Annotated in this window: 33 protein-coding genes and 1 tRNA gene; 27 read left to right on the top strand and 7 right to left on the bottom strand. The window is 58.3% G+C overall.

The features are described 5' to 3' along the window. Nucleotides 1–72: 72 nt before the first annotated feature. Nucleotides 73–453 carry a response regulator gene (locus E4P01_RS24405; protein WP_032879577.1) on the bottom strand — a complete coding sequence of 127 codons (381 nt, stop codon included), beginning with the start codon at nucleotides 451–453 and terminating at the stop codon, nucleotides 73–75. A gap of 180 nt (nucleotides 454–633) precedes the next feature. On the opposite strand from E4P01_RS24405, the gene E4P01_RS24410 reads away from it, so the two are divergent. Both E4P01_RS24410 and E4P01_RS24415 read left to right on the top strand, forming a co-directional pair. After that, the gene (locus E4P01_RS24410) at nucleotides 634–1,065 is read left to right on the top strand and encodes a VOC family protein (RefSeq protein ID WP_078822266.1); all 432 of its coding nucleotides are present in this window, start codon (nucleotides 634–636) and stop codon (nucleotides 1,063–1,065) included. A 30-nt stretch (nucleotides 1,066–1,095) separates the two neighbouring features. Then, nucleotides 1,096–1,470: a cytochrome c family protein gene (locus tag E4P01_RS24415; protein WP_216092077.1), complete on the top strand. Its 375-nt coding sequence runs from the start codon at nucleotides 1,096–1,098 to the stop codon at nucleotides 1,468–1,470. Nucleotides 1,471–1,616: 146 nt separating this feature from the next. On the opposite strand, the gene E4P01_RS24420 is transcribed toward E4P01_RS24415, so the two are convergent. Next, nucleotides 1,617–1,901 (bottom strand): barstar family protein, encoded by a 285-nt coding sequence (locus E4P01_RS24420; RefSeq protein ID WP_078822264.1) that lies wholly within the window; start codon nucleotides 1,899–1,901, stop codon nucleotides 1,617–1,619. A gap of 227 nt (nucleotides 1,902–2,128) precedes the next feature. On the opposite strand from E4P01_RS24420, the gene E4P01_RS24425 reads away from it, so the two are divergent. Both E4P01_RS24425 and E4P01_RS24430 read left to right on the top strand, forming a co-directional pair. Beyond that, nucleotides 2,129–2,584, top strand: coding sequence for a type VI secretion system amidase effector protein Tae4 (locus E4P01_RS24425; RefSeq protein WP_216092076.1), 456 nt, complete (start codon nucleotides 2,129–2,131; stop codon nucleotides 2,582–2,584). A gap of 53 nt (nucleotides 2,585–2,637) precedes the next feature. Beyond that, nucleotides 2,638–2,871 carry a hypothetical protein gene (locus tag E4P01_RS24430; protein ID WP_032879588.1) on the top strand — a complete coding sequence of 78 codons (234 nt, stop codon included), beginning with the start codon at nucleotides 2,638–2,640 and terminating at the stop codon, nucleotides 2,869–2,871. A 145-nt stretch (nucleotides 2,872–3,016) separates the two neighbouring features. On the opposite strand, the gene E4P01_RS24435 is transcribed toward E4P01_RS24430, so the two are convergent. Next, entirely contained in the window at nucleotides 3,017–3,388 is a 372-nt protein-coding gene (locus E4P01_RS24435; RefSeq protein WP_032879590.1) for a PH domain-containing protein, read from the bottom strand. Nucleotides 3,389–3,544: 156 nt separating this feature from the next. On the opposite strand from E4P01_RS24435, the gene E4P01_RS24440 reads away from it, so the two are divergent. Next, nucleotides 3,545–4,180, top strand: coding sequence for a LysE family translocator (locus tag E4P01_RS24440; protein ID WP_032879592.1), 636 nt, complete (start codon nucleotides 3,545–3,547; stop codon nucleotides 4,178–4,180). 8 nt (nucleotides 4,181–4,188) lie between these two features. On the opposite strand, the gene E4P01_RS24445 is transcribed toward E4P01_RS24440, so the two are convergent. After that, a complete protein-coding gene (locus E4P01_RS24445; protein WP_005791214.1) occupies nucleotides 4,189–4,881 on the bottom strand; it encodes an NBR1-Ig-like domain-containing protein in 693 nt (230 codons plus the stop codon). Nucleotides 4,882–5,110: 229 nt separating this feature from the next. Here E4P01_RS24445 and E4P01_RS24450 point away from each other — a divergent pair, with 229 nt between their 5' ends. Then, nucleotides 5,111–5,917: a 2OG-Fe(II) oxygenase family protein gene (locus E4P01_RS24450; RefSeq protein WP_216092075.1), complete on the top strand. Its 807-nt coding sequence runs from the start codon at nucleotides 5,111–5,113 to the stop codon at nucleotides 5,915–5,917. 26 nt (nucleotides 5,918–5,943) lie between these two features. After that, nucleotides 5,944–6,582 carry a LysE family transporter gene (locus E4P01_RS24455; RefSeq protein WP_005791208.1) on the top strand — a complete coding sequence of 213 codons (639 nt, stop codon included), beginning with the start codon at nucleotides 5,944–5,946 and terminating at the stop codon, nucleotides 6,580–6,582. Here E4P01_RS24455 and E4P01_RS24460 read toward each other — a convergent pair. Together E4P01_RS24460 and E4P01_RS24465 are read right to left on the bottom strand one after the other, a co-directional pair. Beyond that, complete coding sequence (locus E4P01_RS24460; protein WP_216092194.1) at nucleotides 6,553–6,882, bottom strand: hypothetical protein; 330 nt, start codon at nucleotides 6,880–6,882, stop codon at nucleotides 6,553–6,555. The two genes, E4P01_RS24455 and E4P01_RS24460, sit on opposite strands and share 30 nt — an antisense overlap. 87 nt (nucleotides 6,883–6,969) lie before the next feature. Next, a tRNA-Leu gene (locus E4P01_RS24465) sits at nucleotides 6,970–7,054 on the bottom strand. 108 nt (nucleotides 7,055–7,162) lie between these two features. Here E4P01_RS24465 and queA point away from each other — a divergent pair. From queA to E4P01_RS24495, 6 genes are all read left to right on the top strand, one after another. Further along, nucleotides 7,163–8,212 carry a tRNA preQ1(34) S-adenosylmethionine ribosyltransferase-isomerase QueA gene (gene queA / locus E4P01_RS24470; protein ID WP_032879598.1) on the top strand — a complete coding sequence of 350 codons (1,050 nt, stop codon included), beginning with the start codon at nucleotides 7,163–7,165 and terminating at the stop codon, nucleotides 8,210–8,212. A 5-nt stretch (nucleotides 8,213–8,217) separates the two neighbouring features. Further along, nucleotides 8,218–9,333 (top strand): tRNA guanosine(34) transglycosylase Tgt, encoded by a 1,116-nt coding sequence (gene tgt / locus E4P01_RS24475; RefSeq protein WP_032803964.1) that lies wholly within the window; start codon nucleotides 8,218–8,220, stop codon nucleotides 9,331–9,333. Between the two features lie 43 nt (nucleotides 9,334–9,376). Then, nucleotides 9,377–9,715 (top strand): preprotein translocase subunit YajC, encoded by a 339-nt coding sequence (yajC, locus tag E4P01_RS24480; protein ID WP_003175975.1) that lies wholly within the window; start codon nucleotides 9,377–9,379, stop codon nucleotides 9,713–9,715. A 62-nt stretch (nucleotides 9,716–9,777) separates the two neighbouring features. Further along, nucleotides 9,778–11,646 carry a protein translocase subunit SecD gene (gene secD / locus E4P01_RS24485; protein WP_078822260.1) on the top strand — a complete coding sequence of 623 codons (1,869 nt, stop codon included), beginning with the start codon at nucleotides 9,778–9,780 and terminating at the stop codon, nucleotides 11,644–11,646. 9 nt (nucleotides 11,647–11,655) lie between these two features. Then, the gene (gene secF / locus E4P01_RS24490) at nucleotides 11,656–12,570 is read left to right on the top strand and encodes a protein translocase subunit SecF (protein ID WP_032879600.1); all 915 of its coding nucleotides are present in this window, start codon (nucleotides 11,656–11,658) and stop codon (nucleotides 12,568–12,570) included. Nucleotides 12,571–12,694: 124 nt separating this feature from the next. Further along, nucleotides 12,695–13,237 (top strand): glycine zipper 2TM domain-containing protein, encoded by a 543-nt coding sequence (locus E4P01_RS24495; protein ID WP_005791197.1) that lies wholly within the window; start codon nucleotides 12,695–12,697, stop codon nucleotides 13,235–13,237. Between the two features lie 205 nt (nucleotides 13,238–13,442). On the opposite strand, the gene suhB is transcribed toward E4P01_RS24495, so the two are convergent. After that, a complete protein-coding gene (gene suhB, locus E4P01_RS24500) occupies nucleotides 13,443–14,258 on the bottom strand; it encodes an inositol-phosphate phosphatase (protein WP_005791195.1) in 816 nt (271 codons plus the stop codon). Nucleotides 14,259–14,403: 145 nt separating this feature from the next. Here suhB and trmJ point away from each other — a divergent pair, with 145 nt between their 5' ends. From trmJ to E4P01_RS24570, 14 genes are all read left to right on the top strand, one after another. Further along, entirely contained in the window at nucleotides 14,404–15,174 is a 771-nt protein-coding gene (gene trmJ, locus E4P01_RS24505; RefSeq protein ID WP_032879601.1) for a tRNA (cytosine(32)/uridine(32)-2'-O)-methyltransferase TrmJ, read from the top strand. Nucleotides 15,175–15,176: 2 nt separating this feature from the next. Beyond that, complete coding sequence (cysE, locus tag E4P01_RS24510; protein WP_032879602.1) at nucleotides 15,177–15,959, top strand: serine O-acetyltransferase; 783 nt, start codon at nucleotides 15,177–15,179, stop codon at nucleotides 15,957–15,959. 284 nt (nucleotides 15,960–16,243) lie between these two features. Then, the gene (gene iscR, locus E4P01_RS24515; protein ID WP_003194020.1) at nucleotides 16,244–16,735 is read left to right on the top strand and encodes a Fe-S cluster assembly transcriptional regulator IscR; all 492 of its coding nucleotides are present in this window, start codon (nucleotides 16,244–16,246) and stop codon (nucleotides 16,733–16,735) included. 50 nt (nucleotides 16,736–16,785) lie between these two features. Then, the gene (locus E4P01_RS24520; protein ID WP_003194019.1) at nucleotides 16,786–18,000 is read left to right on the top strand and encodes an IscS subfamily cysteine desulfurase; all 1,215 of its coding nucleotides are present in this window, start codon (nucleotides 16,786–16,788) and stop codon (nucleotides 17,998–18,000) included. A gap of 99 nt (nucleotides 18,001–18,099) precedes the next feature. After that, the gene (gene iscU / locus E4P01_RS24525) at nucleotides 18,100–18,486 is read left to right on the top strand and encodes a Fe-S cluster assembly scaffold IscU (RefSeq protein ID WP_032879603.1); all 387 of its coding nucleotides are present in this window, start codon (nucleotides 18,100–18,102) and stop codon (nucleotides 18,484–18,486) included. A 28-nt stretch (nucleotides 18,487–18,514) separates the two neighbouring features. Then, nucleotides 18,515–18,838, top strand: coding sequence for an iron-sulfur cluster assembly protein IscA (gene iscA / locus E4P01_RS24530; RefSeq protein WP_003209680.1), 324 nt, complete (start codon nucleotides 18,515–18,517; stop codon nucleotides 18,836–18,838). 8 nt (nucleotides 18,839–18,846) lie between these two features. Then, complete coding sequence (hscB, locus tag E4P01_RS24535; RefSeq protein ID WP_005791186.1) at nucleotides 18,847–19,368, top strand: co-chaperone HscB; 522 nt, start codon at nucleotides 18,847–18,849, stop codon at nucleotides 19,366–19,368. 51 nt (nucleotides 19,369–19,419) lie between these two features. After that, nucleotides 19,420–21,282 (top strand): Fe-S protein assembly chaperone HscA, encoded by a 1,863-nt coding sequence (hscA, locus tag E4P01_RS24540; RefSeq protein ID WP_216092074.1) that lies wholly within the window; start codon nucleotides 19,420–19,422, stop codon nucleotides 21,280–21,282. A 3-nt stretch (nucleotides 21,283–21,285) separates the two neighbouring features. Continuing rightward, nucleotides 21,286–21,627 (top strand): ISC system 2Fe-2S type ferredoxin, encoded by a 342-nt coding sequence (fdx, locus tag E4P01_RS24545; RefSeq protein ID WP_005791182.1) that lies wholly within the window; start codon nucleotides 21,286–21,288, stop codon nucleotides 21,625–21,627. A gap of 14 nt (nucleotides 21,628–21,641) precedes the next feature. Continuing rightward, nucleotides 21,642–21,842 (top strand): Fe-S cluster assembly protein IscX, encoded by a 201-nt coding sequence (gene iscX / locus E4P01_RS24550; RefSeq protein WP_032879605.1) that lies wholly within the window; start codon nucleotides 21,642–21,644, stop codon nucleotides 21,840–21,842. Nucleotides 21,843–21,934: 92 nt separating this feature from the next. Further along, nucleotides 21,935–22,360 (top strand): nucleoside-diphosphate kinase, encoded by a 426-nt coding sequence (ndk, locus tag E4P01_RS24555; RefSeq protein ID WP_003175956.1) that lies wholly within the window; start codon nucleotides 21,935–21,937, stop codon nucleotides 22,358–22,360. 29 nt (nucleotides 22,361–22,389) lie between these two features. Then, complete coding sequence (rlmN, locus tag E4P01_RS24560) at nucleotides 22,390–23,538, top strand: 23S rRNA (adenine(2503)-C(2))-methyltransferase RlmN (protein ID WP_005791178.1); 1,149 nt, start codon at nucleotides 22,390–22,392, stop codon at nucleotides 23,536–23,538. Between the two features lie 12 nt (nucleotides 23,539–23,550). After that, nucleotides 23,551–24,309 (top strand): type IV pilus biogenesis/stability protein PilW, encoded by a 759-nt coding sequence (gene pilW, locus E4P01_RS24565; RefSeq protein ID WP_032879606.1) that lies wholly within the window; start codon nucleotides 23,551–23,553, stop codon nucleotides 24,307–24,309. Next, complete coding sequence (locus E4P01_RS24570) at nucleotides 24,309–25,295, top strand: RodZ family helix-turn-helix domain-containing protein (RefSeq protein ID WP_216092073.1); 987 nt, start codon at nucleotides 24,309–24,311, stop codon at nucleotides 25,293–25,295. The genes pilW and E4P01_RS24570 overlap by 1 nt, the downstream gene beginning before the upstream one ends. Nucleotide 25,296 lies beyond the last annotated feature (1 nt).

Genomic DNA, 25,296 nt, shown 5'->3' on the forward strand with positions numbered 1-25,296 from the left:
AAAGTCGCTCCCTGTATTCCAAATGACCCCACGGCACGCCACGAGTTCGGTCCGGATGATATCGCGACGCTATCAATGCATGGGCGGTCCCTGCTGGGTCAACGCCGTTTGCACGCACTCAAGCAAGTGATCGGTGCTCCATGGTTTAGGCAGAAACCGCACCGAGCTGCCCAATTGAGTGGCGATCTTCGTATTGCCGGAAGTCAGCACCACCTGCACCTCAGGCCAGCGATGAGCCACTACGCGGCTCAAGTCGTAGCCATTGAGCAGGCCGGGCATTTGAATATCACTGACAATCAAGTCCACAGGGTCGTCGCCCCGCTCCAGATAAATCATCCCTTCATCCGCCGAAGGGAATGAAGTCACCACCGCACCGAAATCCTCCAGCACATCCACCATTAACGCCCGAATGATCTCGTCGTCTTCCAATACTAAAATCGATGGCTGAGCCATGATCCTTACTCCACCATCAGGGGTTCAGTAAGGTGGAGTGGGGGTTGGGTATATAGGTTCGATTGGATGTTTTTTAAACGATGGGTGGTCATTCGGCTGGTTCCAGCATGTGGTCTTGCCCCACGCCGTCAGCACGATAATCCGTTAAGGTAAGCGCCACTGCGACGTCCAAGGAATGCCATGTTTAAGCGTAATCCCCTCGTGCCAGAACTCATCGTTACCCACCTCGGTGCCAGCCTGGCATTCTGGGTTGACCAGTTGGGTTTCGGCATCGCCTATCAGCGCGCTGAAGAAGGCTTTGCCTACCTCGACCTGCACGGTGCGCAAATCATGCTGGAACAATACGAGCCGCACGCCGGGCAGTGGTTGACCGCGCCCTTGCAGCAGCCTTTCGGGCGTGGCATCAACTTGCAAATCGACGTGCCTGCCGTAGCGCCTATCTTGCGGCGCCTGTCGGAGATCGGCCGCCCGTTGTTCCGTAACGTCGAGGATGCCTGGTACCGCGCGGGCGACGTAGAGGCCGGGCAGCGCCAGTTCATCGTGCAAGACCCGGACGGTTATCTGGTGCGCCTGGTGGAACGGCTGGGGGAGCGGCCGTTCAAGCAGGCATAATTGACGGCAATAACCCATAGGGAGACCCTGATGAAGTACGTGTTATTGACTCTCGCCCTCACCGTTGTCGCTGCACCCGCGTTTGCAGCTGGCGACGCCGAAGCGGGCGGCAAACTCTTCACCAAGACCTGCGGCGGCTGCCACAGCATCGGTGAAGGTGCGCGCGGCGGTTTTGGGCCGCAGCTGAACGGCATTATCGGCCGACCTGCCGGTACGACCCCGGACTATCAGTATTCGGATGCGATGAAGAATTCGGGAGTGGTTTGGACGCGGGACAAACTAACGGCCTACATCGAAGACCCGAAATCGGTGGTAAGTGGGACGCGGATGATTTTCTGGGGAATCAGTGATCCGCAGAAGATTGAAAATATCTTGGCGTACTTAGATACATTCCAGCTCAAGTGAGCTGCCCAGGCTGACGGCTACCACCGGGCACAACGCGATCAGAAGGTGGCGGGGCTTGCCGTCATGCCAGTCAGTTAAGCGCAGGCTCCCACATTGAACTGGGTTCGGCTTAAGGTATCGCCGTCGGTTGTCATTAGGCTCAAGCATCAATAGCGAACCCGCGACGCAAGCTCCGGGTAATGGGTCGCAAGCTCAGCCAAGCACTGCCGCAGCATCTTGGCATCGTGGGGTAGGTGCTCTGAAAAAATATCCCAACCAGAAAACTCAAGCGTCTCCGGCATTTCTACCAAGCCGCTGATGGCGTCCCAAAAGGCATCCCAGTTTCGGCCATACCAGTTGGGGAAGTTGAGTGAAGTGCACAGTGTGGCGTGAAGTTCTTTGGGGTTTTGGATGCGGCTCAGGTCTATTTTGATGATGGATGATCGGGTCACTTGTGCACCATTTGCTGATTTACAGGCGCCTTGAATATAACCAGGACAAATGCACCCGTCCTCATGTTTCACAGCACGTGATTTTAGGCCTTTCATTAACATTATGAGCCTTGGCCTGCATCCAAAGCCTACACCCAAGTAGGACCGTTCTGATTTGCGCCTGACCTCAGTATTAGCGGCAAAGCGTTTGCTACGTTCGTGTGAAAAATACGCGATGGAAGCGCTTAATGCTGACGTTCAACTCCCTATGGAAAAACCATCCGGAAATCTTCGGAGACGCCGCCCCTTGTAGAACCAACGGCGCCAAAAATTTCAGTGACCAATGCGCCATTAACCTGGGCGTAGCACTGCGCAGGTCAGGCGCCGACCTGAGCAGGTTGAGAGGTGTGCGCTATTGTTGGCAGCATGCCAAGAGTGAGGGCCATGTGTTGGCAGCTGAGGAGATGGCCAAAGCTCTAAGTGACGCGAATATCCCCGGTTTGCAGCGCCCGAAGAAGATAAAACCTGAGGATTTCGAAGAGGTGTTGGCGGGGCAGCAAGGCATTATCTTTTTCAAAGACTTTTGGCGCCGAGGGAATGAGACGTCTGGCAATCGCAGTGGTGACCACATTGACCTTTGGAATGGGCGGCGGTTGACGAATTGGCTGAGTTATCCGCGTATTCAGTTGGGGTTTTCGATTTAGGGGACGTTCTCGGACTATCACGAGTCCAGGGAGATAGGGTTTTGGAAAGTCATATGAAGGTGGTTAAGGGCGTGCTCTTTGTGATCGGGATGGTTGTGGTGGCGCTGACGGTGTTTAACGGATTGGTTGTGGCAGTGTCGGCTTATTTCGGGCCGTTTTATGAGGGGGATGCGCAACAGAATCGAAATTTTGGATTTTGGTTGGTGGGTAATGGGGTTGTGATGCTGGCTACGGTGTTGCTGGGAGTGGGTTGGTATCGCAGATATTTGCGCAGGCGTGGGGTGTGAGTTCTCAAGTGTTCGGCGGATCATGTATTCATGGGAGGGCGCCATCGGGAGCAAGCCCCCTCCCCCATTATGATCTGGTACATCTGTTGAATCGTGTAGGCAAAAAAAAGGCCTTGGTGCGCCAAGGTCTTTTTTTGCCCAAGGTTCAGGTCAGCAGATGCTTTGAAATCAGCCGCGAGATCTCCACAATCGAGGTTTTCCCAGTGAACTCGAACTTCACCTTCCCCAGCGACGAAAAGTAAATCTCCAGCTCCGAATCCAGATCAAACGTCCCTGACGTTTCCACCGAATACGCCACGATGTTTTTGTAAGGCAGCGAAGTGAAGTCCTTCTTGCTGCCGGTAATCCCCTGCACGTTCACTGCGATGATGCGCTTGGTGGTGAAGACCACGCCGTCGCGCATGGCCTTGTACGCGTCGACCACTTCTTCGCCGTCCATCAGCAGGGCCGAAACGCGTTCGGCGTATTCGTTGTTTTGTTTGAGCTTGAAGAAGCCTTTGTTGTTGAAGTCGATCATGTGCCTGTCCTGGTTGAAGGGTGCCGCTGGTGTATGGCGTTTTGCTCGCGGATCTGTATCTAACGGCTGAGCCTGCAAGGCTCTAGCATGGCGCGTAACACTACAGTGCTGGCGAAGGATTTTACGCCGGCAGCATAGAAATCCAGGAGCTAAACAATGCCCGATATATCCAGCTTGCTTGCCTACGGCCTGATTTCACTCGGCATGGTGCTCACGCCCGGGCCGAATATGATTTACCTGATTTCCCGCTCGATCTGCCAGGGGCGCACCGCAGGGCTGATCTCACTTGGCGGGGTGGCGCTGGGCTTTTTGATCTATATGGTGTGCGCGGCGCTGGGTATCACCGCGCTGGTGATGGCGGTGCCGCTTGCCTACGACGTGCTGCGGTTCGGCGGTGCGCTGTATCTGGTGTACCTGGCGTGGCAGGCGGTCAAGCCGGGCGGGCGTTCACCGTTTCAGGTGCGGGACTTGCCCAAGGACAGCCCGCGCAAGTTGTTCACCATGGGCGTGGTGACCAACCTGCTCAATCCCAAGGTGGCGGTGATGTATCTGTCGCTGCTGCCCCAGTTCATTGAACCGAACGGCCATGGCAGCGTGCTGTTGCAATCGTTGGTGTTGGGCTCTCTGCAGATTTTCATCAGCGTCAGCGTCAATGCGGTGATTGCTTGTATGGCCGGCTCCATCGCGGTGTTCTTCGTGACTCGGCCGGGGTGGCAGGTGGTGCAGCGCTGGGTGATGGGGTCAGTGTTGATGGGGTTGGCAGTACGGATGGCGGTGGAAGGGCGCAAATAAGGCTGCTTTCAGCGTGCCATGACGTTGACAATCACATGCAGGATGAATGCAGGTCCATAGCAGGGGCGCCCGTGTTCATCTTCGATACGCCATATCGAAGTGACCGTGCAGGTCTCTTTCGGCGCTCCAAACTCTACGGTGATATGCACCGGTTGGCCGGGCAGGGTTTCGGCAATCGGTACCTCGTTGTTAAGGCTGCGCAGGTGGCTGTCCATCACCACTTCCAGGGGCTCGCCTGTAGCCGTGCGACGGGCGATGACGTATTCACCGTCCACTCGAACCAATCGTCGACCGCGCCAGGGGCGGGTACCGACGTTCTGGATCTCCCAGGTTTTTTGAAACGTTTCGCCAGGCAGCACGACGGTTTGGTCGGGCGTGGTGACGTCGGCGTTAAACACCACAATGTCGCCAAGATCATGCAGGCCGATGGCTCGGTTGGTGGTTGCCATTGAATGGGTATCGACCGGTGCGCCTGCCAAATCGGCGAAGTAGCGGAACAGCAATAGCGGGGACACCTGCAGCGCCTTGGCCAGTTTGATCAGGGTGCGTACCGAGGGATCCTGTGAAATGCCACCCGCTAATCCGTAAAGATAGGTACGCGAAATACCGGCTTCCTTGGCCAGGGTTGTCATGGATTTGCCCAGTTCCCGGCTGCGTCGTACGACCAGTGCTCGGAGTGTGTCGCGGGTTTTGATGCTCATATCCGTACGTTGATCCCCGTCCTTGAAAAATCATCATCTTGTTCGCCAAAAAGGACAACTTGCTCGCCGTTACGTGTAGTGAGTCCTGCACACTCGCAACCTGCTAGCGCCGTTGTGAAGGACATGGATCGGTCCCTTTCTGTTTGGCTATATCCAGTGTCGCGGTTTCTCGCATGCTTGCGAACCTAGTGTGTGTTGCATTCCTTTACAACTATCTTTGGGTATAGCTATGTCTCAATTTAAAGCATGCTGCGAATCCATAGCCCGATCAGGCTTTGGCATCCTGCAAATTCCTGATGCGATGTTGCAGGACTACAAAAAGATCATCGATGGGTATTCGGCCATTCCCCAGGCCATCAAGGATGAATTTTCCTTTGCCCAGGACACGGATGGGTTTTTCCCTTTTGGCGCCGAGTACTCCCTTGCCGAGGATCACCCTGACCTGTGCGAGCGGTTTTGTTACTGGCCCGCGCACGCTTCAAAAAGAGCCGCTTTCGAATTCACCCGAAGTACTTTCGTTGCCGCAGTCGGCAGTTTTGAACGACAGATGAGCGAGTTGGCCCAAGGGGTGATGGATGGCATTTGCGAGGAATTTGGCGTGGCACCCTTGGCCCCCTTTCGCGCGGCATCGTATATCCAGTTGTGTGTCTACGGTCCACAGGCCAAAGACCATTCTCGTAAATTTGCTCAAGATCCTCATGAAGACGGGCATATGCTTTCGTTTATCAAGCCTACCCGCGAAGGGCTGGTCTTGATGAAGGGACGATCGTTGGAACCTGTACGCCTTCTGGAGAACGAGGTCGCGGTGCTGGCCGGCTCCTTGCTGACAGAGCTCTCCGATCATGCCGTGCCTGCCGCCTACCATGCTGTACTTGCGCCCAGCAAACCGGTCGCCAGAAGCTCATTGATTTACTTTGCAAACCCCAATCCGGACCAGTTGCTGACGACCTTTTACCGCCAGAAACCCATTGACCTGGGCAGCACGGTGAATGCTCGTCATACCGGTTTCGGTAATCAGCCGATTCAACTGCGCTAAATAGTCCTGGAGGGCTCGAACAGTCCATGTTTCCTCATTTCAATGCCCTTTACATCGAAGGTTTGCTCTTGGGCATCGGACTGTTCGCCGCCCCAGGCCCGAAAGACACCCTGGTGATCCGCCAAGGTGTCGGTCGCGGGCCGATCTGGGGCGTTGTCGCCATTTGCGTATTGGCCGATATTTTCCTGATCGCTTTCGGGGTCACGGGTTTAGGGTCGTTATTGGGAAGTCGGCCTGAGGTGATGGCGCTATTGCTATTGTCCGGAGCGGCCTATCTGCTTTGGTTTGGTGGCCAGCGTCTGTTGGCTTGTATCCGGGATCAGTCCATGCCGGATGCTCAAGGCGGCAATTCGCAAAGAGGGCTGTTGCGCTCGGCGGTCATACTCGGCTTTGCCAACCCTTATGCATGGCTGGATACCGTGGTGCTGATTGGTTCTATCGGGGCCACGAAACCTGCGGGCCAACAGGCACTGTTCGCGACAGGCGCCATGACGGCATCACTCGTGTGGTTTGTGGTGTTGGCGCTGTGCTGTCAGCGGTTGACAGTATTGTTTCGCAAGCCAGCGGTCTGGCGTTGGCTGGATGCAGGGGTGGCGGTATTGATGGTGTACCTGGCCGTTATGCTGATCACCGATTCATTGCACATCTTTCAGATAGCCCTTTAGAACGGTCAGCGGGCAGATCAACTCATCAAGGTGAGAGATGTTTTGCACAGGGGTGGATAGCTTTAGCAATTCACGCCCGAGCACGCTGTCCGCTCCACCCAATGCAATCAACGCCTGGGTGATGCACTCATCGAGCTTCAACTGGATCTCAGCCAGGTTTTCCTGGCGCACCAACAACCCAAACACTTCACGCTCATAGCCATCCATTGCAGGATCATCGCGCAGCAGCGGGCTGCCGTCCTCGGTTTCATGCGCCAGCTTCAGGGCGAACAGTGCAACCGCTTCAAGCATCAATTCCATGGTCTCGCTAACCCCCCCCACTGCCACGCCCGGCACTTTTTCACAGGCGAAAAAAAAGACCTTGAATTTCAAGGTCTTTCTTTAAGATGGTGCCCCGAGGGAGACTCGAACTCCCACTCCTTTCGAAAACGGATTTTGAATCCGCCGCGTCTACCAATTCCGCCATCAGGGCTCAATGGCGGCGAAGTATAGAGATGAGATTACCGTTGGTCAATCACGTTTCATGGTCTATTTTCACTATTTCCGCTAGACTTCCCGGCCCTGCTAGACGAACCCCATCATGCGCGTTGCTGACTTTACTTTTGAGCTCCCTGATTCGCTGATCGCTCGCCACCCTTTGGCCGAGCGTCGCGCCAGTCGACTGCTGACCCTGGACGGGGTCAGCGGTGCCCTCGCACACCGTCAATTCACTGATTTGCTTGAGCATTTGCGCCCGGGCGATTTGATGGTTTTCAACAACACCCGGGTGATTCCGGCGCGGCTGTTCGGCCAGAAAGCTTCCGGCGGCAAGCTGGAAATTCTGGTGGAGCGGGTGCTGGACAGCCATCGTGTGCTGGCCCATGTGCGCTCCAGCAAGTCGCCCAAGCCGGGTTCGAGCATCCTCATTGATGGCGGTGGCGAAGCCGAGATGGTTGCGCGCCACGATGCCTTGTTCGAGCTCAAGTTTGCCGAAGAAGTGCTGCCGTTGCTGGATCGCGTCGGCCATATGCCGTTGCCTCCTTATATAGACCGCCCCGACGAAGACGCGGACCGCGAGCGCTATCAGACGGTGTACTCACAGCGCCTCGGCGCTGTAGCGGCGCCGACTGCCGGGCTGCATTTCGACCAGCCGCTGCTGGATGCGATTGCCGCCAAGGGCGTTGAGACGGCCTATGTGACCCTGCACGTGGGGGCCGGTACGTTTCAGCCGGTGCGTGTGGAGAACATCGAGGACCACCACATGCACAGCGAATGGCTGGAGGTCAGCCAGGACGTCGTGGACGCGGTCAATGCGTGTAAGGCGCGCGGCGGGCGAGTGGTGGCCGTGGGCACCACCAGCGTACGATCACTTGAAAGTGCGGCGCGTGATGGCGTGCTCAAGCCGTTCAGTGGTGACACCGATATCTTTATTTTCCCGGGCCGGCCATTCCATGTGGTCGATTGCCTGGTCACCAATTTCCATTTGCCCGAATCCACGCTCTTGATGCTGGTGTCGGCATTTGCCGGTTACCCGCAAACCATGGCTGCTTACCAGGCCGCCATTGCCAACGAGTACCGTTTTTTCAGCTACGGTGATGCGATGTTTATCACCCGTAACCCGGCGCCACGCGGCCCAGAGGAACAACTATGAGTCGTATGTCGTTTGAATTGTTGGCCACCGACGGCAAAGCCCGTCGCGGTCGCCTGACCTTCCCGCGCGGCACCGTGGAGACCCCGGCGTTCATGCCGGTCGGCACCTACGGCACCGTCAAGGGCATGTTGCCGCGCGACATCGTCGCTACCGGTGCCGAGATTATCCTCGGCAACACCTTCCACCTGTGGCTGCGCCCGGGCACGGAAGTGATCAAAAAGCACGGCGATCTGCATGACTTCATGAAATGGCAAGGCCCGATCCTCACCGACTCCGGTGGTTTCCAGGTATTCAGCCTGGGCGCCATGCGCAAGATCAAGGAAGAGGGCGTGACCTTCGCCTCGCCGGTGGACGGTGCCAAGGTGTTCATGGGGCCGGAAGAGTCAATGCAGGTCCAGCGCGACCTGGGTTCCGACATCGTGATGATTTTCGACGAGTGCACGCCTTACCCGGCTGACGAAGACGTGGCGCGCATCTCCATGGAGCTGTCCCTGCGTTGGGCCCAGCGCTCGAAGAACGCCCATGGTGACAACACCGCGGCGCTGTTCGGGATTGTCCAGGGCGGGATGCACGAAAGCCTGCGTAAACGCTCGCTGGAAGGCCTCGACAAGATCGGCTTCGACGGCCTGGCCATCGGCGGTTTGTCGGTGGGCGAGCCCAAGCACGAAATGATCAAGGTGCTCGACTACCTGCCGGGCCTGATGCCCGCTGACAAACCTCGTTACCTTATGGGCGTTGGCAAACCGGAAGATCTCGTAGAGGGTGTGCGCCGCGGTGTGGACATGTTCGATTGCGTGATGCCAACCCGTAATGCCCGCAATGGGCATCTGTTCATCGATACAGGCGTGCTCAAGATCCGTAACGCGTTCCATCGCCATGATGATTCGCCGCTGGATCCCACCTGTGACTGCTACACCTGCCAGAACTTCTCCCGTGCCTATCTGCATCATCTGGACAAGTGCGGGGAAATGCTGGGTAGCATGTTGAATACCATCCACAATTTGCGTCACTACCAAGTCCTGATGGCTGGTTTGCGCGAGGCTATTCAACAGGGTACATTGGCCGCCTTCGTCGATGCCTTCTATGCCAAGCGCGGGCTCCCTGTGCCGCCCTTGGACTGAGTTTTCCGACCCTAAGATTCACTATTTGCAACTGGAGTGCTAAATGAGCTTTTTTATCTCTAACGCCATGGCTGACGCCGCTGCGCCTGCTGCTGCCGGCCCTATGGGCGGTGGTTTCGAGTGGATTTTCCTGGTCGGCTTCCTGGTCATCTTCTACCTGATGATCTGGCGTCCACAGGCCAAGCGCGCCAAAGAGCAGAAAAACCTGCTGGGCAGCCTGCAAAAAGGCGACGAAGTCGTGACCACTGGCGGCATCGCCGGCAAGATCACCAAGGTTTCCGATGCTTTCGTGGTACTGGAAGTCTCCGACACCGTAGAAATGAAGTTCCAGAAGGGCGCCATCGCCGCCACGCTGCCTAAGGGCACGCTCAAAGCGATCTAAGTAACAACCTTTACCAATCGACGGGGCGCGCAAGGCGCCCCGCGTTATAAGCGGGCGGCGTGATGCTGAACAAATACCCTCTGTGGAAATACGTACTGATCCTGGCGGTGCTGGCGATCGGTTTTATTTATTCCGCTCCCAATCTCTATCCTGATGACCCGGCGATCCAGATCTCTGGCGCCAGCACTTCGCTGCAGGTCAATCAGGCTGATCTGGAACGCGCTAGCAAAGCGCTGACTGACGCGGGCATCCAGGTTAAAGCGGCAACCTTGGCAGCTGGTTCCAAAGGCGGCTTGTTGCGCCTGACCAAGCAAGAAGACCAATTGCCGGCCAAGGACGTTGTACGCAAGGTCATGGGTGACGACTACGTCGTTGCATTGAACCTGGCACAGACCACGCCTCAATGGCTGCGCAGCATTGGCGCGCACCCGATGAAGCTGGGCCTGGACTTGTCCGGTGGCGTGCACTTCCTGCTGGAAGTCGACATGGACAAGGCCCTCGACGCGCGTCTGAAAGTCTATGAAGGCGACGTGAAGAGCCTGCTGCGCAAAGAGAAACTGCGTTATCGCAGCTTGCCGCAGCTCAACGGTGCCATCCAGCTGGGTTTTGCTGACGAAGCTTCCCGCGAGCAGGCCCGTGCGCTGATCCGCAAGAATTTCAATGACTTCGACATCGTGCCGGCCGACTTGAATGGTCAGGCTGTGTTGCGCCTGGCGATGAGCCCGGCCAAGATCGCCGAGATCCGCGAGTACTCCATCAAGCAGAACTTGACCACGGTACGTAACCGCGTCAACGAGCTGGGTGTGGCCGAGCCGATCGTGCAGCGCCAGGGCGCCAACCGTATCGTGGTTGAGTTGCCGGGCGTACAGGACACTGCTGAAGCCAAGCGTATCCTGGGTAAAACCGCCAACCTGGAATTCCGCCTTGCAGCTGATCCGGGTGCCACTCGTGCGACCTCCGAAGAGTTCGAGTTCCGCGAGGGCAATCGTCCTCCTGCGTTGATCGAGCGTGGCTTGATCATCACTGGTGACCAGGTGACCGACGCCAAGGCTGGTTTCGGCGAGCACGGCACCCCTGAAGTGAACATCCGCCTGGATGGTCACGGTGGCGAGCTGATGAGCCGCGCCACGCGCAGCAACGTCGGTCGCAGCATGGCGGTGATCTTCATCGAGCAGCGCCCCGTTACCACCTATACCAAGCAGATGGTCAACGGCGTCGAGAAAGACGTGCCGGTGCAGACCTTCAAGGAAGAGAAAAAGATCATCAGCCTGGCGACCATCCAGTCGCCGCTGGGTGCGCAGTTCCGCATCACTGGCTTGAACGGCCAGGGTGAGTCCTCCGAGCTGGCGCTGCTGCTGCGTGCTGGTGGCCTGGCGGCGCCGATGTACTTCGCTGAAGAACGTACCATCGGCCCGAGCCTGGGTGCCGACAACATCACCAAGGGTGTGGATGCGGCGCTGTGGGGCATGTTGTTCGTGTCGCTGTTCATCATCGCCATCTACCGCTTCTTCGGCGTTATCGCCACCGTCGCACTGGCGGGCAACATGGTGATGCTGCTGGCGCTGATGTCGCTGCTGGGCGCGACGCTGACCTTGCCGGGTATCGCCGGTATCGTGCTTACCATGGGTATGGCGGTTGACGCCAACGTGCTGATCTTCTCGCGTATCCGTGAAGAGATCGCCGCCGGCATGACCGTACAGCGTGCTATCAACGAAGGCTTCGGCCGGGCATTTACCGCGATTCTCGACTCCAACTTGACCACTTTGCTGGTCGGCGGGATTCTCTTTGCCATGGGCACCGGCCCTGTCAAAGGTTTTGCGGTGACCATGTCCCTGGGTATCTTTACCTCGATGTTCACGGCCATCATGGTGACCCGCGCAATGGTCAACCTGATCTTTGGCGGGCGTGACTTCAAGAAGTTGTGGATTTAAGGGGCTGCCATGTTACGTACAATCAACTTCATGGGCGTTCGCAACGTTGCGTTCGGCGTCACCGTGCTCCTTACCGTTCTGGCGTTGTTCAGCTGGTTCCATAAGGGCCTGAACTACGGGCTGGACTTCACCGGCGGTACGCTTATCGAGCTGACCTACGAGAAGCCGGCCGATGTCACCCTGGTGCGCAATGAGCTGGTCAAGGCCGGCTATCACGAGGCGGTGGTGCAGAGCTTCGGCGCCACTACTGACCTGCTGGTGCGTATGCCTGGCGAAGACCCGCAACTGGGTCACCAGGTAGCTGAGGCCTTGCAGAAGGTCGGCGGCGACAACCCGGCATCGGTCAAGCGCGTCGAGTTCGTCGGCCCGCAGGTCGGTGAAGAGCTGCGCGACCAGGGCGGCCTCGGCATGCTGATGGCGCTGGTCGGCATCATGATCTACCTGGCCTTCCGCTTTCAGTGGAAGTTCGGTGTCGGCGCCATTGTGTCGCTGATCCACGACGTGATCGTGACTGTGGGGATCCTGGCCTACTTCCAGATCACCTTCGACCTGACCGTATTGGCGGCCGTGCTGGCGATCATTGGTTACTCGCTCAACGACACCATCGTGGTATTCGACCGGGTTCGTGAGAACTTCCGGGTGCTGCGCAAGGCGACATTGATCGAGAACATCAACATCTCCACCACCCAGACGCTGCTGCGGACCATGGCGACGTCGATCTCCACCTTGCTGGCGATCGCCGCGCTGATGATCTTCGGGGGCGACAACCTGTGGGGCTTCTCGCTGGCGCTGTTCATCGGTGTTCTGGCGGGTACCTACTCGTCGATCTACATTGCCAACGTGGTGCTGATCTGGCTCAACCTCAACAGCGAAGACTTGATCCCTCCTGCTGCTACTGGCAAGGAGGTCGACGACCGCCCTTGATGGGCGTTAGTTGATCGGCTGTTACAAGAAGGGCGCGAGTATTGAACTCGCGCCTTTTTTTTTGCTCCAAGGCTGGGTATAGCGCGGATCTTTCGATCCGTTTGTGATGGTCAGGAGGTTCAACGTGAACAAGTCGTTGCTGGTTGGTGCGGTATTGGGTGCTGTCGGTGTGACTGCCGGGGGTGCTGTTGCCACCTACAGCCTGGTAAAAAGCGGCCCTGAGTATGCGCAAGTACTGGCGGTACAGCCGGTTAAAACCCAGATCAAAACCCCGCGTGAGGTCTGCAAGGACGTCACTGTGACCCGGCAACGTCCGGTGCAGGATCAACATCAAATCGCCGGTACCGTGGTCGGCGCCCTTGCAGGTGGCCTGTTGGGTAACCAGATCGGTGGCGGTAATGGTAAGAAGCTGGCCACCGTGGCCGGTGCGGTTGGTGGCGGTTACGCCGGTAACAAGGTTCAGGAAGGCATGCAGAACCGTGATACCTACACCACCACGCAAACCCGCTGTAACACTGTTAACGACATCAGCGACAAGGTTGTCGGTTATGACGTGCGTTACAACCTGGATGGCAAGGAAGGGACTGTGCGTATGGAGCGTGATCCAGGCGGCCAGATTCCAGTCGACAAAGAAGGTCGTCTGATCCTGGGTCAGAACCAGCAGTAATCCCCAGGCCTGGCTTCGATCCAAATGTGGGAGCTGGCTTGCCTGCGATAGCGGTGGGTCAGCAACTAATCACTTGGTTGGCAGCCCGTCATCGCAGGCAAGCCAGCTCCCACATTGGATTGTATTGAGCATTTGGAATTGGTTTTTTGCTAAATCCCACGCATAAAAAAAGCACCCCTAGGGGTGCTTTTTTGTGCTCGCTCGCTTAACGCTTCAGCGAAGCCGGCAGGTGCGGCTGGATCGCCGTCAGTACGGCCTTGAAGCATTTGGTGTTGCCGGCAACCACGTGGCCTTTCTCCAGGAAGTCGTGACCGCCGGTGAAATCGCTCACCAGGCCGCCTGCTTCCTGGATCAGCAGAGCGCCTGCTGCCATGTCCCACTCGGACAGGCCCGATTCCCAGAATGCATCAAAACGACCGGCGGCGACATAGGCCAGGTCCAGGCTGGCTGCACCGGCGCGGCGGATACCGGCGGTCTGGCCAACCAGGGCACGGAACATGCCCAGGTAGTTTTCCAGGTTGTCCATCTGGTCGTCACGGAACGGGAAGCCGGTGCCCAGCAGGGCGCCTTCCAGGCTGGTGCGACCGCTGACGCGCAAGCGACGACCATTGAGCTGGGCGCCACGGCCACGGCTGGCGGTGAACTCTTCCTGGCGCACCGGATCCAGCACAACAGCGTGTTCCAGGCGGCCACGGTATTTGCAGGCGATGCTCACGGCAAAGTGCGGGATGCCGCGCAGGAAGTTGGTGGTGCCATCCAGTGGGTCGATGATCCACAGGTAGTCTTCGCCTTCGCCGCTACCTTTGTGCAGGCCGGTTTCTTCGCCGAGGATGCCGTGGGTAGGGTAGGCCTTGCGCAGGGCGTCGATGATCTTCTGTTCGGCGGCGCGATCCACCTCGGATACATAATCCTTGGCGTCTTTTTCGTCGACCTTGATGGTATCCAGGCGCTCGATGGAGCGGAAGATCAATTCACTGGCGCTGCGGGCGGCGCGCAGCGCGATATTCAGCATGGGCTGCATGGATGTGTCACCTAAGGTTGTTAAAGAAAGCCGGGCATTCTAGCAGAAACTTTCCTCAGGTGAAGGACGACGTTAGCTTTCATGGCATAACCTTAGGCTGTTCTGTAAGATTTGCTCCCCTTTCCCGTGTCCGAGAGCGCCTCCCTTGCTGCAAAACATTCGTGTCGTCTTGGTCAATACCAGTCATCCCGGCAATATCGGCGGGGTGGCGCGAGCCATGAAAAACATGGGGCTGACGCGCCTGGTGCTGGTCGAACCGCGGGTGTTCCCGCACCACGAGGCCGATGCCCGTGCATCCGGCGCCAATGACCTGCTGGCAAACGCCCAGATCGTCGCCACCCTGGAAGAGGCTCTGGTCGGCTGCAACCTGGTGCTCGGCACCAGCGCTCGCGATCGGCGTATCCCCTGGCCGCTGCTGGATCCGCGTGAGTGCGGCACCAAAGTGGTGGAAGAGGCCATCGGCGGTGCCGAAATTGCCTTGGTATTTGGCCGTGAAGATTCCGGCCTCACCAACGAAGAGCTGCAGCGATGTCATTATCACGTGCATATCCCCTCAGACCCTGAGTTCAGCTCGCTGAACCTCGGGGCGGCGGTGCAAGTGTTGACGTACGAAGTGCGCATGGCCTGGCTGGCTGCTGCTGGCCAGCCGAGCAAAGTGGAAAAGGACGAAGTGGCGTCGACCAAAAGTGGTGAGCTGGCCACCATGGACGAGCTGGAGCGGTTCTATGAGCACCTGGAGCAAACCCTGGTGGCCATCGAATTCCTCGATCCTGAAAAGCCACGGCACTTGATGGCGCGCCTGCGTCGTTTGTACGGTCGCAGCTCGGTGAGCCGGGCGGAGATGAATATATTGCGTGGCATCCTCACGGAAACCCAGAAAGCGGCCCGTGGTGAGCTTCTTAAGCGGAAGGATTAAAAATGTTCGAGCGTTTGCGAGAAGATATCCAGAGTGTTTTCCATCGTGACCCGGCGGCGCGCAACGCCTTTGAAGTGCTGACCTGCTATCCGGGCCTGCACGCGATCTGGATTCACCGTCTGTCCGGCGCCTTGTGGGGCATGGGCTGGAAATGGCTGGCCCGGCTGGTGTCGAACTTCGGTCGCTGGTTGACCGGCATCGAGATTCATCCGGGCGCCAAGGTGGGCCGTCGCTTCTTTATCGACCATGGCATGGGTATTGTCATAGGCGAGACCGCCGAGATCGGTGATGACGTGACGCTTTACCAAGGTGTGACCCTGGGCGGTACTACATGGAATAAAGGCAAGCGTCACCCGACCCTGGAAAATGGTGTGGTGGTGGGGGCGGGCGCCAAGGTGCTGGGGCCCTTTACCGTGGGTGCCGGTGCCAAGGTAGGTTCCAACGCCGTGGTGACCAAGGCTGTACCTGCTGGCGCCACCGTGGTGGGTATTCCGGGTCGCATCATCGTCAAACCAGAGGTCGGCGACGAGCAGGAGGCCAAGCGCAAGGCCATGGCCGAGAAGATCGGTTTTGACGCCTATGGCGTCAGCGAAGACATGCCCGATCCGGTGGCTCGCGCCATTGGTCAGCTGCTTGATCATCTGCAAGCAGTGGACGGCAAGCTGGACGGTATGTGTGGTGCGCTGAAGGATCTGGGCAGCCCATACTGTGCCAAAGACTTGCCTGAGTTGCGCGAAGAGGACTTCGCCGAGATCAAGGACGAGGCCGCCACCAAGGCAAGCTGAGGTCCCCTGTGGGAGGGGGCTTGCCCCCGATAGCGGTAGGTCAGTTGATGCCTGATTGGCTGACACTCAGTCATCGGGAGCAAGCCCCCTCCCACATTTTGATCTCCATTGGTCTCGAGATCTCTGCCAGGCCCTGTTCCCGCTGGTCCATCCCACCCCATCCTGCTATGATTCGCGCGCCCTTTTTACGGGTATTCCTGACTAAAGTACTAGGTCTTATAGTTGACTTAAATACTCGGGAATCGCATACTTGCTCCCATTCTGAAACACCTTGGTACTTGTCCATGAGACTGACTACAAAAGGCCGATACGCGGTGACCGCCATGCTTGACCTGGCCCTGCACGCGCAAACTGGGCCGGTGTCCCTGGCCGATATCTCCGAGCGCCAAGGCATTTCCCTGTCCTACCTCGAGCAGCTGTTCGCCAAATTGCGCCGCAGCAATCTGGTTTCCAGCGTTCGTGGTCCAGGTGGTGGCTATCAATTGTCCCGCGACATGCAGGGCATTCAGGTGGCCCAGGTGATCGACGCGGTCAACGAATCCGTCGATGCCACCAAATGCCAGGGTTTGGGTGATTGCCACGCCGGCGACACCTGCCTGACACACCACTTGTGGTGTGACTTGAGCCTGCAGATCCATGAGTTTTTGAGTGGTATCAGCTTGGCTGATCTTGTGACTCGCCGTGAGGTGCAAGAAGTAGCCCAGCGTCAGGACCAGCGCCGTTGCAATACCAAGGCGCCGCGTCTGGACAAGATCGAAGCGTCCGCCGTCGAGTGACAGCCGAAGAGCTAACGGCGTGCCAGCCAGCCTGATTTAGGAGAAAGTCCATGAAATTGCCGATTTACCTTGATTACTCAGCGACCACCCCGGTTGATCCGCGTGTTGCGCAAAAAATGAGCGAATGCCTGCTGGTTGACGGAAACTTCGGCAACCCGGCCTCCCGTTCCCACGTATTCGGCTGGAAGGCCGAGGAAGCGGTCGAGAACGCGCGTCGCCAGGTCGCTGATCTGGTCAACGCCGACCCGCGTGAAATCGTCTGGACGTCCGGTGCTACCGAGTCCGACAACCTGGCTATCAAGGGTGCGGCGCATTTCTACGCAACCAAGGGCAAGCACCTGATCACCACCAAGATTGAGCACAAGGCTGTCCTCGACACCATGCGCCAACTGGAGCGTGAAGGTTTCGAGGTGACTTACCTTGAGCCCACCACCGACGGTATCGTCACCCCTGCGATGATCGAAGCCGCGATGCGTGAAGACACCATCCTGGTTTCCGTGATCCACGTGAACAACGAAATCGGTACCATCAACGACATCGCCGCCATCGGCGAGCTGACGCGCTCCAAGGGTGTGTTGCTACACGTCGACGCTGCTCAGTCTACCGGCAAGGTCGATATCGACCTGTCCAAGCTGAAAGTCGACCTGATGTCGTTCTCGGCCCACAAGACTTACGGCCCTAAAGGCATCGGCGCTCTCTACGTCAGCCGCAAGCCACGCGTGCGCATCGAAGCGACCATGCACGGTGGCGGCCACGAACGCGGCATGCGTTCGGGCACCCTGGCGACCCACCAGATCGTCGGCATGGGTGAAGCCTTCCGCGTAGCCAAGGAAGACATGGCTGCCGAAAATGTACGTATCAAGGCCCTGAGTGATCGCTTCTACAAGCAGGTCGAGAACCTTGAAGAGCTGTACATCAACGGCAGCATGACTGCCCGTGTACCGCACAACCTGAATTTGAGCTTCAACTATGTCGAAGGCGAGTCGCTGATCATGGCGCTCAAGGACCTGGCGGTCTCGTCCGGTTCGGCCTGTACCTCGGCATCCCTTGAGCCTTCGTATGTATTGCGCGCCCTGGGCCGCAACGACGAACTGGCACACAGCTCGATCCGCTTTACGTTCGGCCGCTTCACCACTGAAGAGCAAGTCGACTATGCCGCGCAGAAGGTCTGCGAAGCCGTCAACAAGCTGCGCGTTCTGTCGCCGCTGTGGGACATGTACAAAGACGGTGTCGATATTTCCAAGATCGAGTGGGCGGCACACTAAATATAGAAGCCGCCACCCAAGCTCTGTAGGAACGTGGCGGTAAACGCAGGCGTTTCTACAGGGTTCCAGAGCGGCCCTGATGAGTGAGGATTCAGTACCATGGCTTACAGCGAAAAGGTCATCGACCACTACGAAAACCCGCGCAACGTCGGCAAGATGAACGCGGAAGATCCTGATGTCGGCACCGGCATGGTCGGCGCTCCGGCGTGCGGCGATGTGATGCGCCTGCAGATCAAGGTCAACGAACAGGGCATTATCGAAGATGCCAAGTTCAAGACCTATGGCTGCGGTTCGGCCATCGCCTCCAGTTCCCTTGCGACCGAGTGGATGAAAGGCAAGTCCCTGGATGAGGCTGTCACCATCAGCAACACCCAGCTGGCCGAAGAACTGGCCCTGCCGCCAGTGAAAATCCACTGCTCCGTACTCGCTGAAGACGCCATCAAGGCGGCGGTTCGCGACTACAAGCAGAAGAAAGGCTTGATCTAAGCATTTGGCGACGAGTAAGGAGTCAACGATGGCTATCAGCATGACAGAAGCGGCTGCGCAGCACATTCGCCGCTCCCTGAATGGGCGCGGTAAAGGTGAGGGGATTCGTCTGGGTGTACGCACCACGGGCTGTTCCGGCCTTGCCTACGTGCTGGAGTTTGTCGACGAGGTGGTTGAAGAGGACCAGGTGTTCGAAAGTCACGGCGAGAAAGTGATCATCGACCCCAAGAGCCTGACCTACCTGGACGGCACCGAGCTCGATTTCGTCAAGGAAGGGTTGAACGAAGGCTTCAAGTTCAACAACCCCAACGTGCGCGGTGAATGTGGCTGCGGCGAAAGCTTCAACATCTGAGGCTACTCGTGGGTACTCCTTGTCATTTCGCTTTATTCGAGCTGCAGCCGAGCTTTCGGCTGGACCTCGAGCAGCTTGCCACGCGCTATCGAGAACTGGCGCGTGGGGTGCATCCGGACCGCTTTGCCGACGCTTCCGAGCGTGAACAACGCCTGGCCCTGGAGCAATCGGCCAGCCTCAACGAAGCCTATCAGACGCTCAAGAGCCCCCCCAAACGCGCGCGCTATTTGCTGGCGATGAAGGGCGGTGAGTTGCCGATGGAAGTCACCGTGCATGACCCGGACTTCCTGATGCAGCAGATGCAATGGCGTGAAGAGCTCGAAGATCTGCAGGACGAAGCCGATGTGGCGGGGGTCGCGGTCTTCAAACGTCGTCTGAAAACTGCCCAGGACGAGCTCAACGAAAGCTTTGCGGCCTGTTGGGATGATGCTGCGCAACGTGAACAGGCCGAGCGCCTGATGCGGCGTATGCAGTTCCTCGACAAGCTCACCTACGAAGTGCGCCAGCTAGAAGAGCGCCTCGACGATTAACCCAGTGCTGCCCGTGATGCACGCCTGATAGACAGATAAGACCTGATTACCATGGCCCTACTGCAAATCGCCGAACCCGGCCAAAGCCCTCAACCGCACCAGCGTCGCCTGGCGGTCGGGATTGACCTGGGCACCACCAATTCCCTGGTTGCTGCCTTGCGCAGTGGCCTGTCCGAGCCTCTGCCCGATGCCGATGGGCAGGTGATCCTGCCGTCCGCCGTGCGTTACCACCCTGATCGTACCGAAGTGGGTGAGTCGGCCAAGTTGGCCGCGTCCTCGGACCCCCTGAACACTGTGCTGTCGGTCAAGCGCTTGATGGGTCGTGGGCTGTCCGACGTCAAGCAGTTGGGCGACCAGTTGCCGTACCGCTTTGTCGGCGGTGAGTCCCATATGCCGTTTATCGACACCGTCCAGGGCCTGAAAAGCCCGGTCGAAGTGTCGGCTGATATCCTCAAGGTGCTGCGCCAGCGTGCGGAAAAAACCTTGGGCGGCGAGCTGGTCGGGGCGGTGATCACCGTTCCGGCGTATTTCGATGACGCCCAGCGCCAAGCCACCAAGGACGCGGCGAAACTGGCGGGCCTGAATGTACTGCGCCTGCTCAACGAGCCGACCGCTGCGGCTGTGGCCTACGGCCTCGATCAGCACGCTGAAGGCCTGGTCGCCATTTATGATCTGGGCGGTGGCACCTTCGATATTTCGATCCTGCGCCTGACCGGCGGCGTTTTCGAAGTGCTGGCCACCGGTGGCGACAGCGCCCTGGGCGGCGATGACTTCGACCACGCCATCGCTGGCTGGATCATCACCAGCGCCGGTTTGTCTGCCGACCTGGACCCGGGCGCGCAGCGTAACTTGCTGCAAACTGCCTGTGCGGCCAAGGAAGCGCTGACTGATGCTGCATCTGTTGAAGTCCAGTATGGTGATTGGTCGGCACAGCTGACCCGCGAAGCGTTTGACGCGCTGATCGAGCCGATGGTCGCCCGCAGCCTCAAGGCTTGCCGTCGTGCTGTGCGTGACTCCGGTATTGAACTGGAAGATGTCGGCGCTGTGGTCATGGTCGGTGGCTCCACTCGCGTGCCCCGTGTGCGTGAGGCGGTTGCCGAAGCCTTTGGTCGCCAGCCGTTGACTGAAATCGATCCGGATCAAGTGGTGGCCATTGGCGCCGCAATCCAGGCCGATACCCTGGCTGGTAACAAGCGCGATGGTGGCGAACTGCTGCTGCTCGACGTGATTCCTTTGTCCCTGGGCCTGGAAACCATGGGCGGCCTGATGGAGAAGGTGATTCCACGCAACACCACCATCCCCGTCGCGCGCGCCCAGGATTTCACCACCTACAAAGACGGCCAGACGGCCATGATGATTCATGTGCTGCAAGGCGAGCGCGAGCTGATCAGCGACTGCCGCTCCCTGGCGCGCTTTGAACTGCGCGGCATTCCGGCGATGGTGGCTGGTGCAGCGAAGATTCGCGTCACCTATCAGGTCGACGCCGATGGCCTGCTCAGCGTGGCTGCGCGTGAACTGGCCTCGGGCGTTGAGGCCAGCATCCAGGTCAAACCGTCCTACGGCCTGACCGACGGCGAAATCGCCAAGATGCTTAAGGACTCGTTCCAGTATGCCGGTGACGACAAGGTTGCCCGCGTACTGCGTGAGCAGCAAGTGGATGCCCAGCGCCTGCTCGAAGCGGTGCAGGGCGCCCTTGAAGCCGACGGCGAGCGCCTGCTGGATGCCGAAGAGCGCATGGTCATCGACCTGCAGATGCAGGAATTGGCCGAACTGATGAAAGGCAACGATGGTTACGCCATCGAGCAACAGACCAAGCGCCTGTCGCAAGTGACTGATGCCTTTGCCGCCCGTCGTATGGATCAGACGGTGAAAGCCGCACTGGCGGGCCGCAACCTGAATGAAATCGAGGAATAACTGATGCCGCAGGTCACTTTTCTACCGCACGCCGAACACTGCCCGGATGGCATGGTCGTGGAGGCAGAGACCGGCAAGTCCCTGCTTGACGTCGCGCACGACAACCATATCGAGATTGAAAGTGCGTGTGGTGGCGTCAATGCCTGCACCACTTGCCACTGCATCATTCGTAAAGGTTTCGACAGCCTTAATGAGGCTGACGACCTGGAAGAAGACTATCTTGATAGGGCGTGGGGGCTGGAGCCGACGTCGCGTCTGAGTTGCCAGGCGAAAGTGGGGACTGAAGACCTCACCGTTGAAATTCCGAAATATTCGCTCAACCATGCCGCCGAAGCGCCGCATTGATTCAAGGAACTGTCATGAGCCTGAAATGGGTTGATGTACAAGAAATCGCTATACAACTTGCCGAAGCTCACCCTGAGGTCAATCCTCTTACCGTGAACTTCGTCAAGCTGCGCAACCTCGTAATGGCGCTGCCGGATTTTGACGACATCCCTGACCGGGGTGGCGAAAAGGTCCTGGAGGCGATTCAAGGCCTGTGGATCGAAGAAGCAGACTGAGCCGCCTTTTTACGCAGTTAGGCAATACCCAATAACCCGCGTATAATTCGCGGGTTTAATTTTTCGTAAATTACCGTTTCTGGAGTTACACCATGGCTGTTCAACGTACTTTCTCCATCATCAAGCCTGACGCTGTTGCAAAAAACGTCATCGGCGAGATCACCACTCGTTTCGAAAAAGCCGGCCTGAAGGTTGTAGCTTCGAAACTCAAGCAACTGTCCAAGGCTGAAGCTGAAGGCTTCTACGCTGAGCACAGCGCTCGTGGCTTCTTCGGCGACCTGGTTGCCTTCATGATCTCCGGTCCTGTTGTTGTTCAGGTTCTGGAAGGCGAAAACGCTATCGCTCTGAACCGTGAGCTGATGGGCGCTACCAACCCTAAAGAAGCGGCTGCCGGCACCATTCGTGCTGACTTCGCTGAGTCCATCGATGCCAACGCTGTTCACGGTTCGGACTCCGAAGCCGCTGCTGCTCGCGAAATCTCGTACTTTTTCGCTGCTACTGAAGTAACCGCTCGCTAAGCATCGGCTTAAAGAGTGAGGGTGAATCCATGACTACATCGACTGTTAAAACCAACCTGCTGGGTCTGACTCAGCCGGAAATGGAGAAATTCTTCGACTCAATCGGGGAGAAGCGTTTCCGTGCCGGTCAGGTAATGAAGTGGATTCACCACTTTGGCGTCGACGATTTCGACGCCATGACGAACGTCAGCAAGGCCCTGCGCGACAAGCTCAAGGCCATTGCCGAGGTGCGTGGTCCCGAGGTTGTCAGCGAGGACATCTCCAGCGACGGCACCCGTAAATGGGTGGTGCGCGTGGCGTCCGGCAGCTGCGTCGAGACCGTGTACATTCCCCAGGGCAAACGCGGCACCTTGTGCGTTTCGTCCCAGGCAGGCTGTGCCCTGGATTGCAGTTTCTGCTCCACCGGCAAGCAAGGCTTCAATAGCAACCTCACCGCCGCCGAAGTCATCGGCCAGGTGTGGATTGCCAACAAATCCTTTGGCAGCGTCCCGGCGACCGTCGACCGTGCCATCACCAACGTGGTGATGATGGGCATGGGTGAGCCGCTGCTGAACTTCGACAACGTGATTGCGGCCATGCACCTGATGATGGACGACCTGGGCTACGGCATCTCCAAGCGCCGTGTGACCCTGTCGACCTCCGGCGTGGTGCCGATGATCGATGAGCTGGCCAAGCACATCGACGTCTCCCTGGCGTTGTCGTTGCACGCACCGAATGACGCATTGCGTAACCAATTGGTGCCGATCAACAAGAAGTATCCGCTTAAGATGCTGCTCGAATCTTGCCAGCGTTACATGGCGACCTTGGGTGAGAAGCGTGTGCTGACCATTGAGTACACCATGCTCAAGGACATCAACGACAAGGTCGAGCACGCGGTCGAGATGATCGAGTTGCTCAAGAACACGCCGTGCAAGATCAACCTGATCCCGTTCAACCCGTTTCCACATTCTGGCTACGAGCGGCCGAGCAACAACGCCATCCGCCGTTTCCAGGATCAACTGCACCAGGCCGGCTACAACGTCACCGTACGCACCACCCGTGGTGAAGACATCGACGCCGCCTGTGGCCAATTGGTAGGGCAGGTGATGGACCGCACCCGCCGCAGCGAACGTTATATCGCCGTGCGCGAACTTAACGCCGCCGAAGATTTGCCGCAAATTGCTGTGAATCGAATCTGAGAGAGGATCTCTATGCCCTTGCGCCTTGCGCTGCTTTTACTGCTTACCGGCCTCGTTGCCGGTTGTGTTTCATCGGGCCATGACAGCCCTTTGCACACCACTAAAGGCCGTGATGAGGCGCGGGTTGCCTATGTGCAATTGGGCTTGGGGTATTTGCGTCAAGGTATGAGCGAGCAAGCCAAGGTGCCGCTGAAAAAGGCCCTTGAACTGGACAGCGCGGATGCCGATGCCAACGCCGCACTGGCTCTGGTGTTTCAGGCCCAGGCAGAGCCTGAGCTGGCCGACCGCTATTTCAGCAAGGCCCTGGCTTCCCGTCCTGCCGATCCCAGGTTGCTGAACAACTATGGCAGTTTCCTGTTCGAGCAGAAACGGTATGACCAAGCCGCCGCTTATTTCCAGCAAGCCAGCGCCGATACTCTTTATCCTGAGCGTTCGCGGGTGTTCGAGAACCTCGGGGTGACCTCGATGCGCCTGGGTCAGCGCGACAGCGCGCGTCAGCAGCTGGAAAAAGCCCTGCATCTGAACAGTCGCCAGCCAAGGGCTTTGCTCGAAATGGCTGAGTTGTCTTACGAAGACAGGCATTATGTGCCGGCACGAGACTATTACGAGCGTTTTAGCCTGCTCAGCGGGCAAAATGCACGTAGTCTATTGCTCGGTGTGCGCCTGGCGACGGTTCATGAAGAACACGACACGGCCGCACGTTTTGGCCAGCAACTCGAACGACTCTATCCCGGTACGCCGGAATATCAGCAATACCTGTCGGAGCAATGATGAAAGCCGCGCACCCGGAAGATGTAGCAGCTAATCGCGTAAACCCAGGCGAAACCTTGCGTCAGGCCCGCGAAAGCAATGGTTGGTCGCTGGCGGAAGTGGCCCTCAAGCTCAATTTGACCAGCACGTCCCTGGCCAATCTGGAAGCCGGCGCGTTCGACAAGCTGCCTGGGCACACCTTTGCCCGTGGCTATATTCGCGCCTACGCCAAATTGCTGGGTATTGACCAGGCCGTGCTGGTGCAGGAATTCGACCAGTTCACCGGTACCGATGCCCAGGGCAGCAATGTCCATGGCCTTGGGCGCATCGAAGAGCCAACGCGGGTTTCCCACACGATTTTGCGGATTGTCAGCCTGTTGCTGCTGGTTGCCGTGGTCGGCGGCGGTTTCGTCTGGTGGCAAGACCAGGCCTCCCAGCGCAACAAAGACCTGACCAGCAACGCCATGGAGCACGTCGAAGTCGAAAGCGCCGATGGCACCACCCAGATTCATCCGCTGGACGAGCCGGAAGACCAGGCGGTTGCCGAAGGGCAGGCCGCACCGCAAGTGCCGGCTACGGCTGAGCAGCCGGCGCCGCAAGTGGACACCACGCCTGCTGACACTGCGGCGGTACAGGCGCCGGTGACCCCGGCAGCACCCGTGGTTCAAGCTCCTGCGGCACCCGCGCCCGCGCCCGCGACGCCTGCGCCAGCCGCACCGGCAGCGCCAGCAATGTCGCCTCCGACCACCCCTGCGTTGATCGCCGGTGACGGGCGCGTACAGATCACCTTCATCGCTGACTGCTGGACGCAGGTCACCGATGGCAACGGCAAAGTGCTGTTCAGCGGTTTGAAGCGTAAGGGAGATACGCTTGACCAGGGCGGCAAGCCTCCTTTGACGCTGCGTCTGGGCTTTGCCCGTGGCGCGCAAGTGGCCTACAACGGCCAGCCTGTAGACGTGGCGCCGTTCACCAGTGGCGAGACCGCTCGCCTCAAGTTGGGACAATAGT

Origin of the sequence: Pseudomonas sp. NCIMB 10586 (assembly GCF_023127895.1) — a bacterium.
Taxonomy (GTDB): domain Bacteria; phylum Pseudomonadota; class Gammaproteobacteria; order Pseudomonadales; family Pseudomonadaceae; genus Aquipseudomonas; species Aquipseudomonas synxantha_A.

What these genes read in the sequence shown, in the direction of transcription:
- suhB (WP_005791195.1), bottom strand. Translation starts at nt 14,258, where the DNA reads ATGCAGCCCATGCTGAATATCGCGCTGCGCGCCGCCCGCAGCGCCAGT.
- pilW (WP_032879606.1), top strand. Translation starts at nt 23,551, where the DNA reads ATGCCCTTGCGCCTTGCGCTGCTTTTACTGCTTACCGGCCTCGTTGCC.
- E4P01_RS24415 (WP_216092077.1), top strand. Translation starts at nt 1,096, where the DNA reads ATGAAGTACGTGTTATTGACTCTCGCCCTCACCGTTGTCGCTGCACCC.
- E4P01_RS24520 (WP_003194019.1), top strand. Translation starts at nt 16,786, where the DNA reads ATGAAATTGCCGATTTACCTTGATTACTCAGCGACCACCCCGGTTGAT.
- E4P01_RS24445 (WP_005791214.1), bottom strand. Translation starts at nt 4,881, where the DNA reads ATGAGCATCAAAACCCGCGACACACTCCGAGCACTGGTCGTACGACGC.
- E4P01_RS24455 (WP_005791208.1), top strand. Translation starts at nt 5,944, where the DNA reads ATGTTTCCTCATTTCAATGCCCTTTACATCGAAGGTTTGCTCTTGGGC.
- E4P01_RS24410 (WP_078822266.1), top strand. Translation starts at nt 634, where the DNA reads ATGTTTAAGCGTAATCCCCTCGTGCCAGAACTCATCGTTACCCACCTC.
- iscR (WP_003194020.1), top strand. Translation starts at nt 16,244, where the DNA reads ATGAGACTGACTACAAAAGGCCGATACGCGGTGACCGCCATGCTTGAC.
- E4P01_RS24435 (WP_032879590.1), bottom strand. Translation starts at nt 3,388, where the DNA reads ATGATCGACTTCAACAACAAAGGCTTCTTCAAGCTCAAACAAAACAAC.
- E4P01_RS24440 (WP_032879592.1), top strand. Translation starts at nt 3,545, where the DNA reads ATGCCCGATATATCCAGCTTGCTTGCCTACGGCCTGATTTCACTCGGC.
- yajC (WP_003175975.1), top strand. Translation starts at nt 9,377, where the DNA reads ATGAGCTTTTTTATCTCTAACGCCATGGCTGACGCCGCTGCGCCTGCT.
- E4P01_RS24570 (WP_216092073.1), top strand. Translation starts at nt 24,309, where the DNA reads ATGAAAGCCGCGCACCCGGAAGATGTAGCAGCTAATCGCGTAAACCCA.
- queA (WP_032879598.1), top strand. Translation starts at nt 7,163, where the DNA reads ATGCGCGTTGCTGACTTTACTTTTGAGCTCCCTGATTCGCTGATCGCT.
- cysE (WP_032879602.1), top strand. Translation starts at nt 15,177, where the DNA reads ATGTTCGAGCGTTTGCGAGAAGATATCCAGAGTGTTTTCCATCGTGAC.
- E4P01_RS24405 (WP_032879577.1), bottom strand. Translation starts at nt 453, where the DNA reads ATGGCTCAGCCATCGATTTTAGTATTGGAAGACGACGAGATCATTCGG.
- fdx (WP_005791182.1), top strand. Translation starts at nt 21,286, where the DNA reads ATGCCGCAGGTCACTTTTCTACCGCACGCCGAACACTGCCCGGATGGC.
- tgt (WP_032803964.1), top strand. Translation starts at nt 8,218, where the DNA reads ATGTCGTTTGAATTGTTGGCCACCGACGGCAAAGCCCGTCGCGGTCGC.
- ndk (WP_003175956.1), top strand. Translation starts at nt 21,935, where the DNA reads ATGGCTGTTCAACGTACTTTCTCCATCATCAAGCCTGACGCTGTTGCA.
- E4P01_RS24430 (WP_032879588.1), top strand. Translation starts at nt 2,638, where the DNA reads ATGAAGGTGGTTAAGGGCGTGCTCTTTGTGATCGGGATGGTTGTGGTG.
- rlmN (WP_005791178.1), top strand. Translation starts at nt 22,390, where the DNA reads ATGACTACATCGACTGTTAAAACCAACCTGCTGGGTCTGACTCAGCCG.
- iscX (WP_032879605.1), top strand. Translation starts at nt 21,642, where the DNA reads ATGAGCCTGAAATGGGTTGATGTACAAGAAATCGCTATACAACTTGCC.
- secD (WP_078822260.1), top strand. Translation starts at nt 9,778, where the DNA reads ATGCTGAACAAATACCCTCTGTGGAAATACGTACTGATCCTGGCGGTG.
- E4P01_RS24425 (WP_216092076.1), top strand. Translation starts at nt 2,129, where the DNA reads ATGCTGACGTTCAACTCCCTATGGAAAAACCATCCGGAAATCTTCGGA.
- hscA (WP_216092074.1), top strand. Translation starts at nt 19,420, where the DNA reads ATGGCCCTACTGCAAATCGCCGAACCCGGCCAAAGCCCTCAACCGCAC.
- secF (WP_032879600.1), top strand. Translation starts at nt 11,656, where the DNA reads ATGTTACGTACAATCAACTTCATGGGCGTTCGCAACGTTGCGTTCGGC.
- E4P01_RS24450 (WP_216092075.1), top strand. Translation starts at nt 5,111, where the DNA reads ATGTCTCAATTTAAAGCATGCTGCGAATCCATAGCCCGATCAGGCTTT.
- iscU (WP_032879603.1), top strand. Translation starts at nt 18,100, where the DNA reads ATGGCTTACAGCGAAAAGGTCATCGACCACTACGAAAACCCGCGCAAC.
- iscA (WP_003209680.1), top strand. Translation starts at nt 18,515, where the DNA reads ATGGCTATCAGCATGACAGAAGCGGCTGCGCAGCACATTCGCCGCTCC.
- E4P01_RS24460 (WP_216092194.1), bottom strand. Translation starts at nt 6,882, where the DNA reads ATGGAATTGATGCTTGAAGCGGTTGCACTGTTCGCCCTGAAGCTGGCG.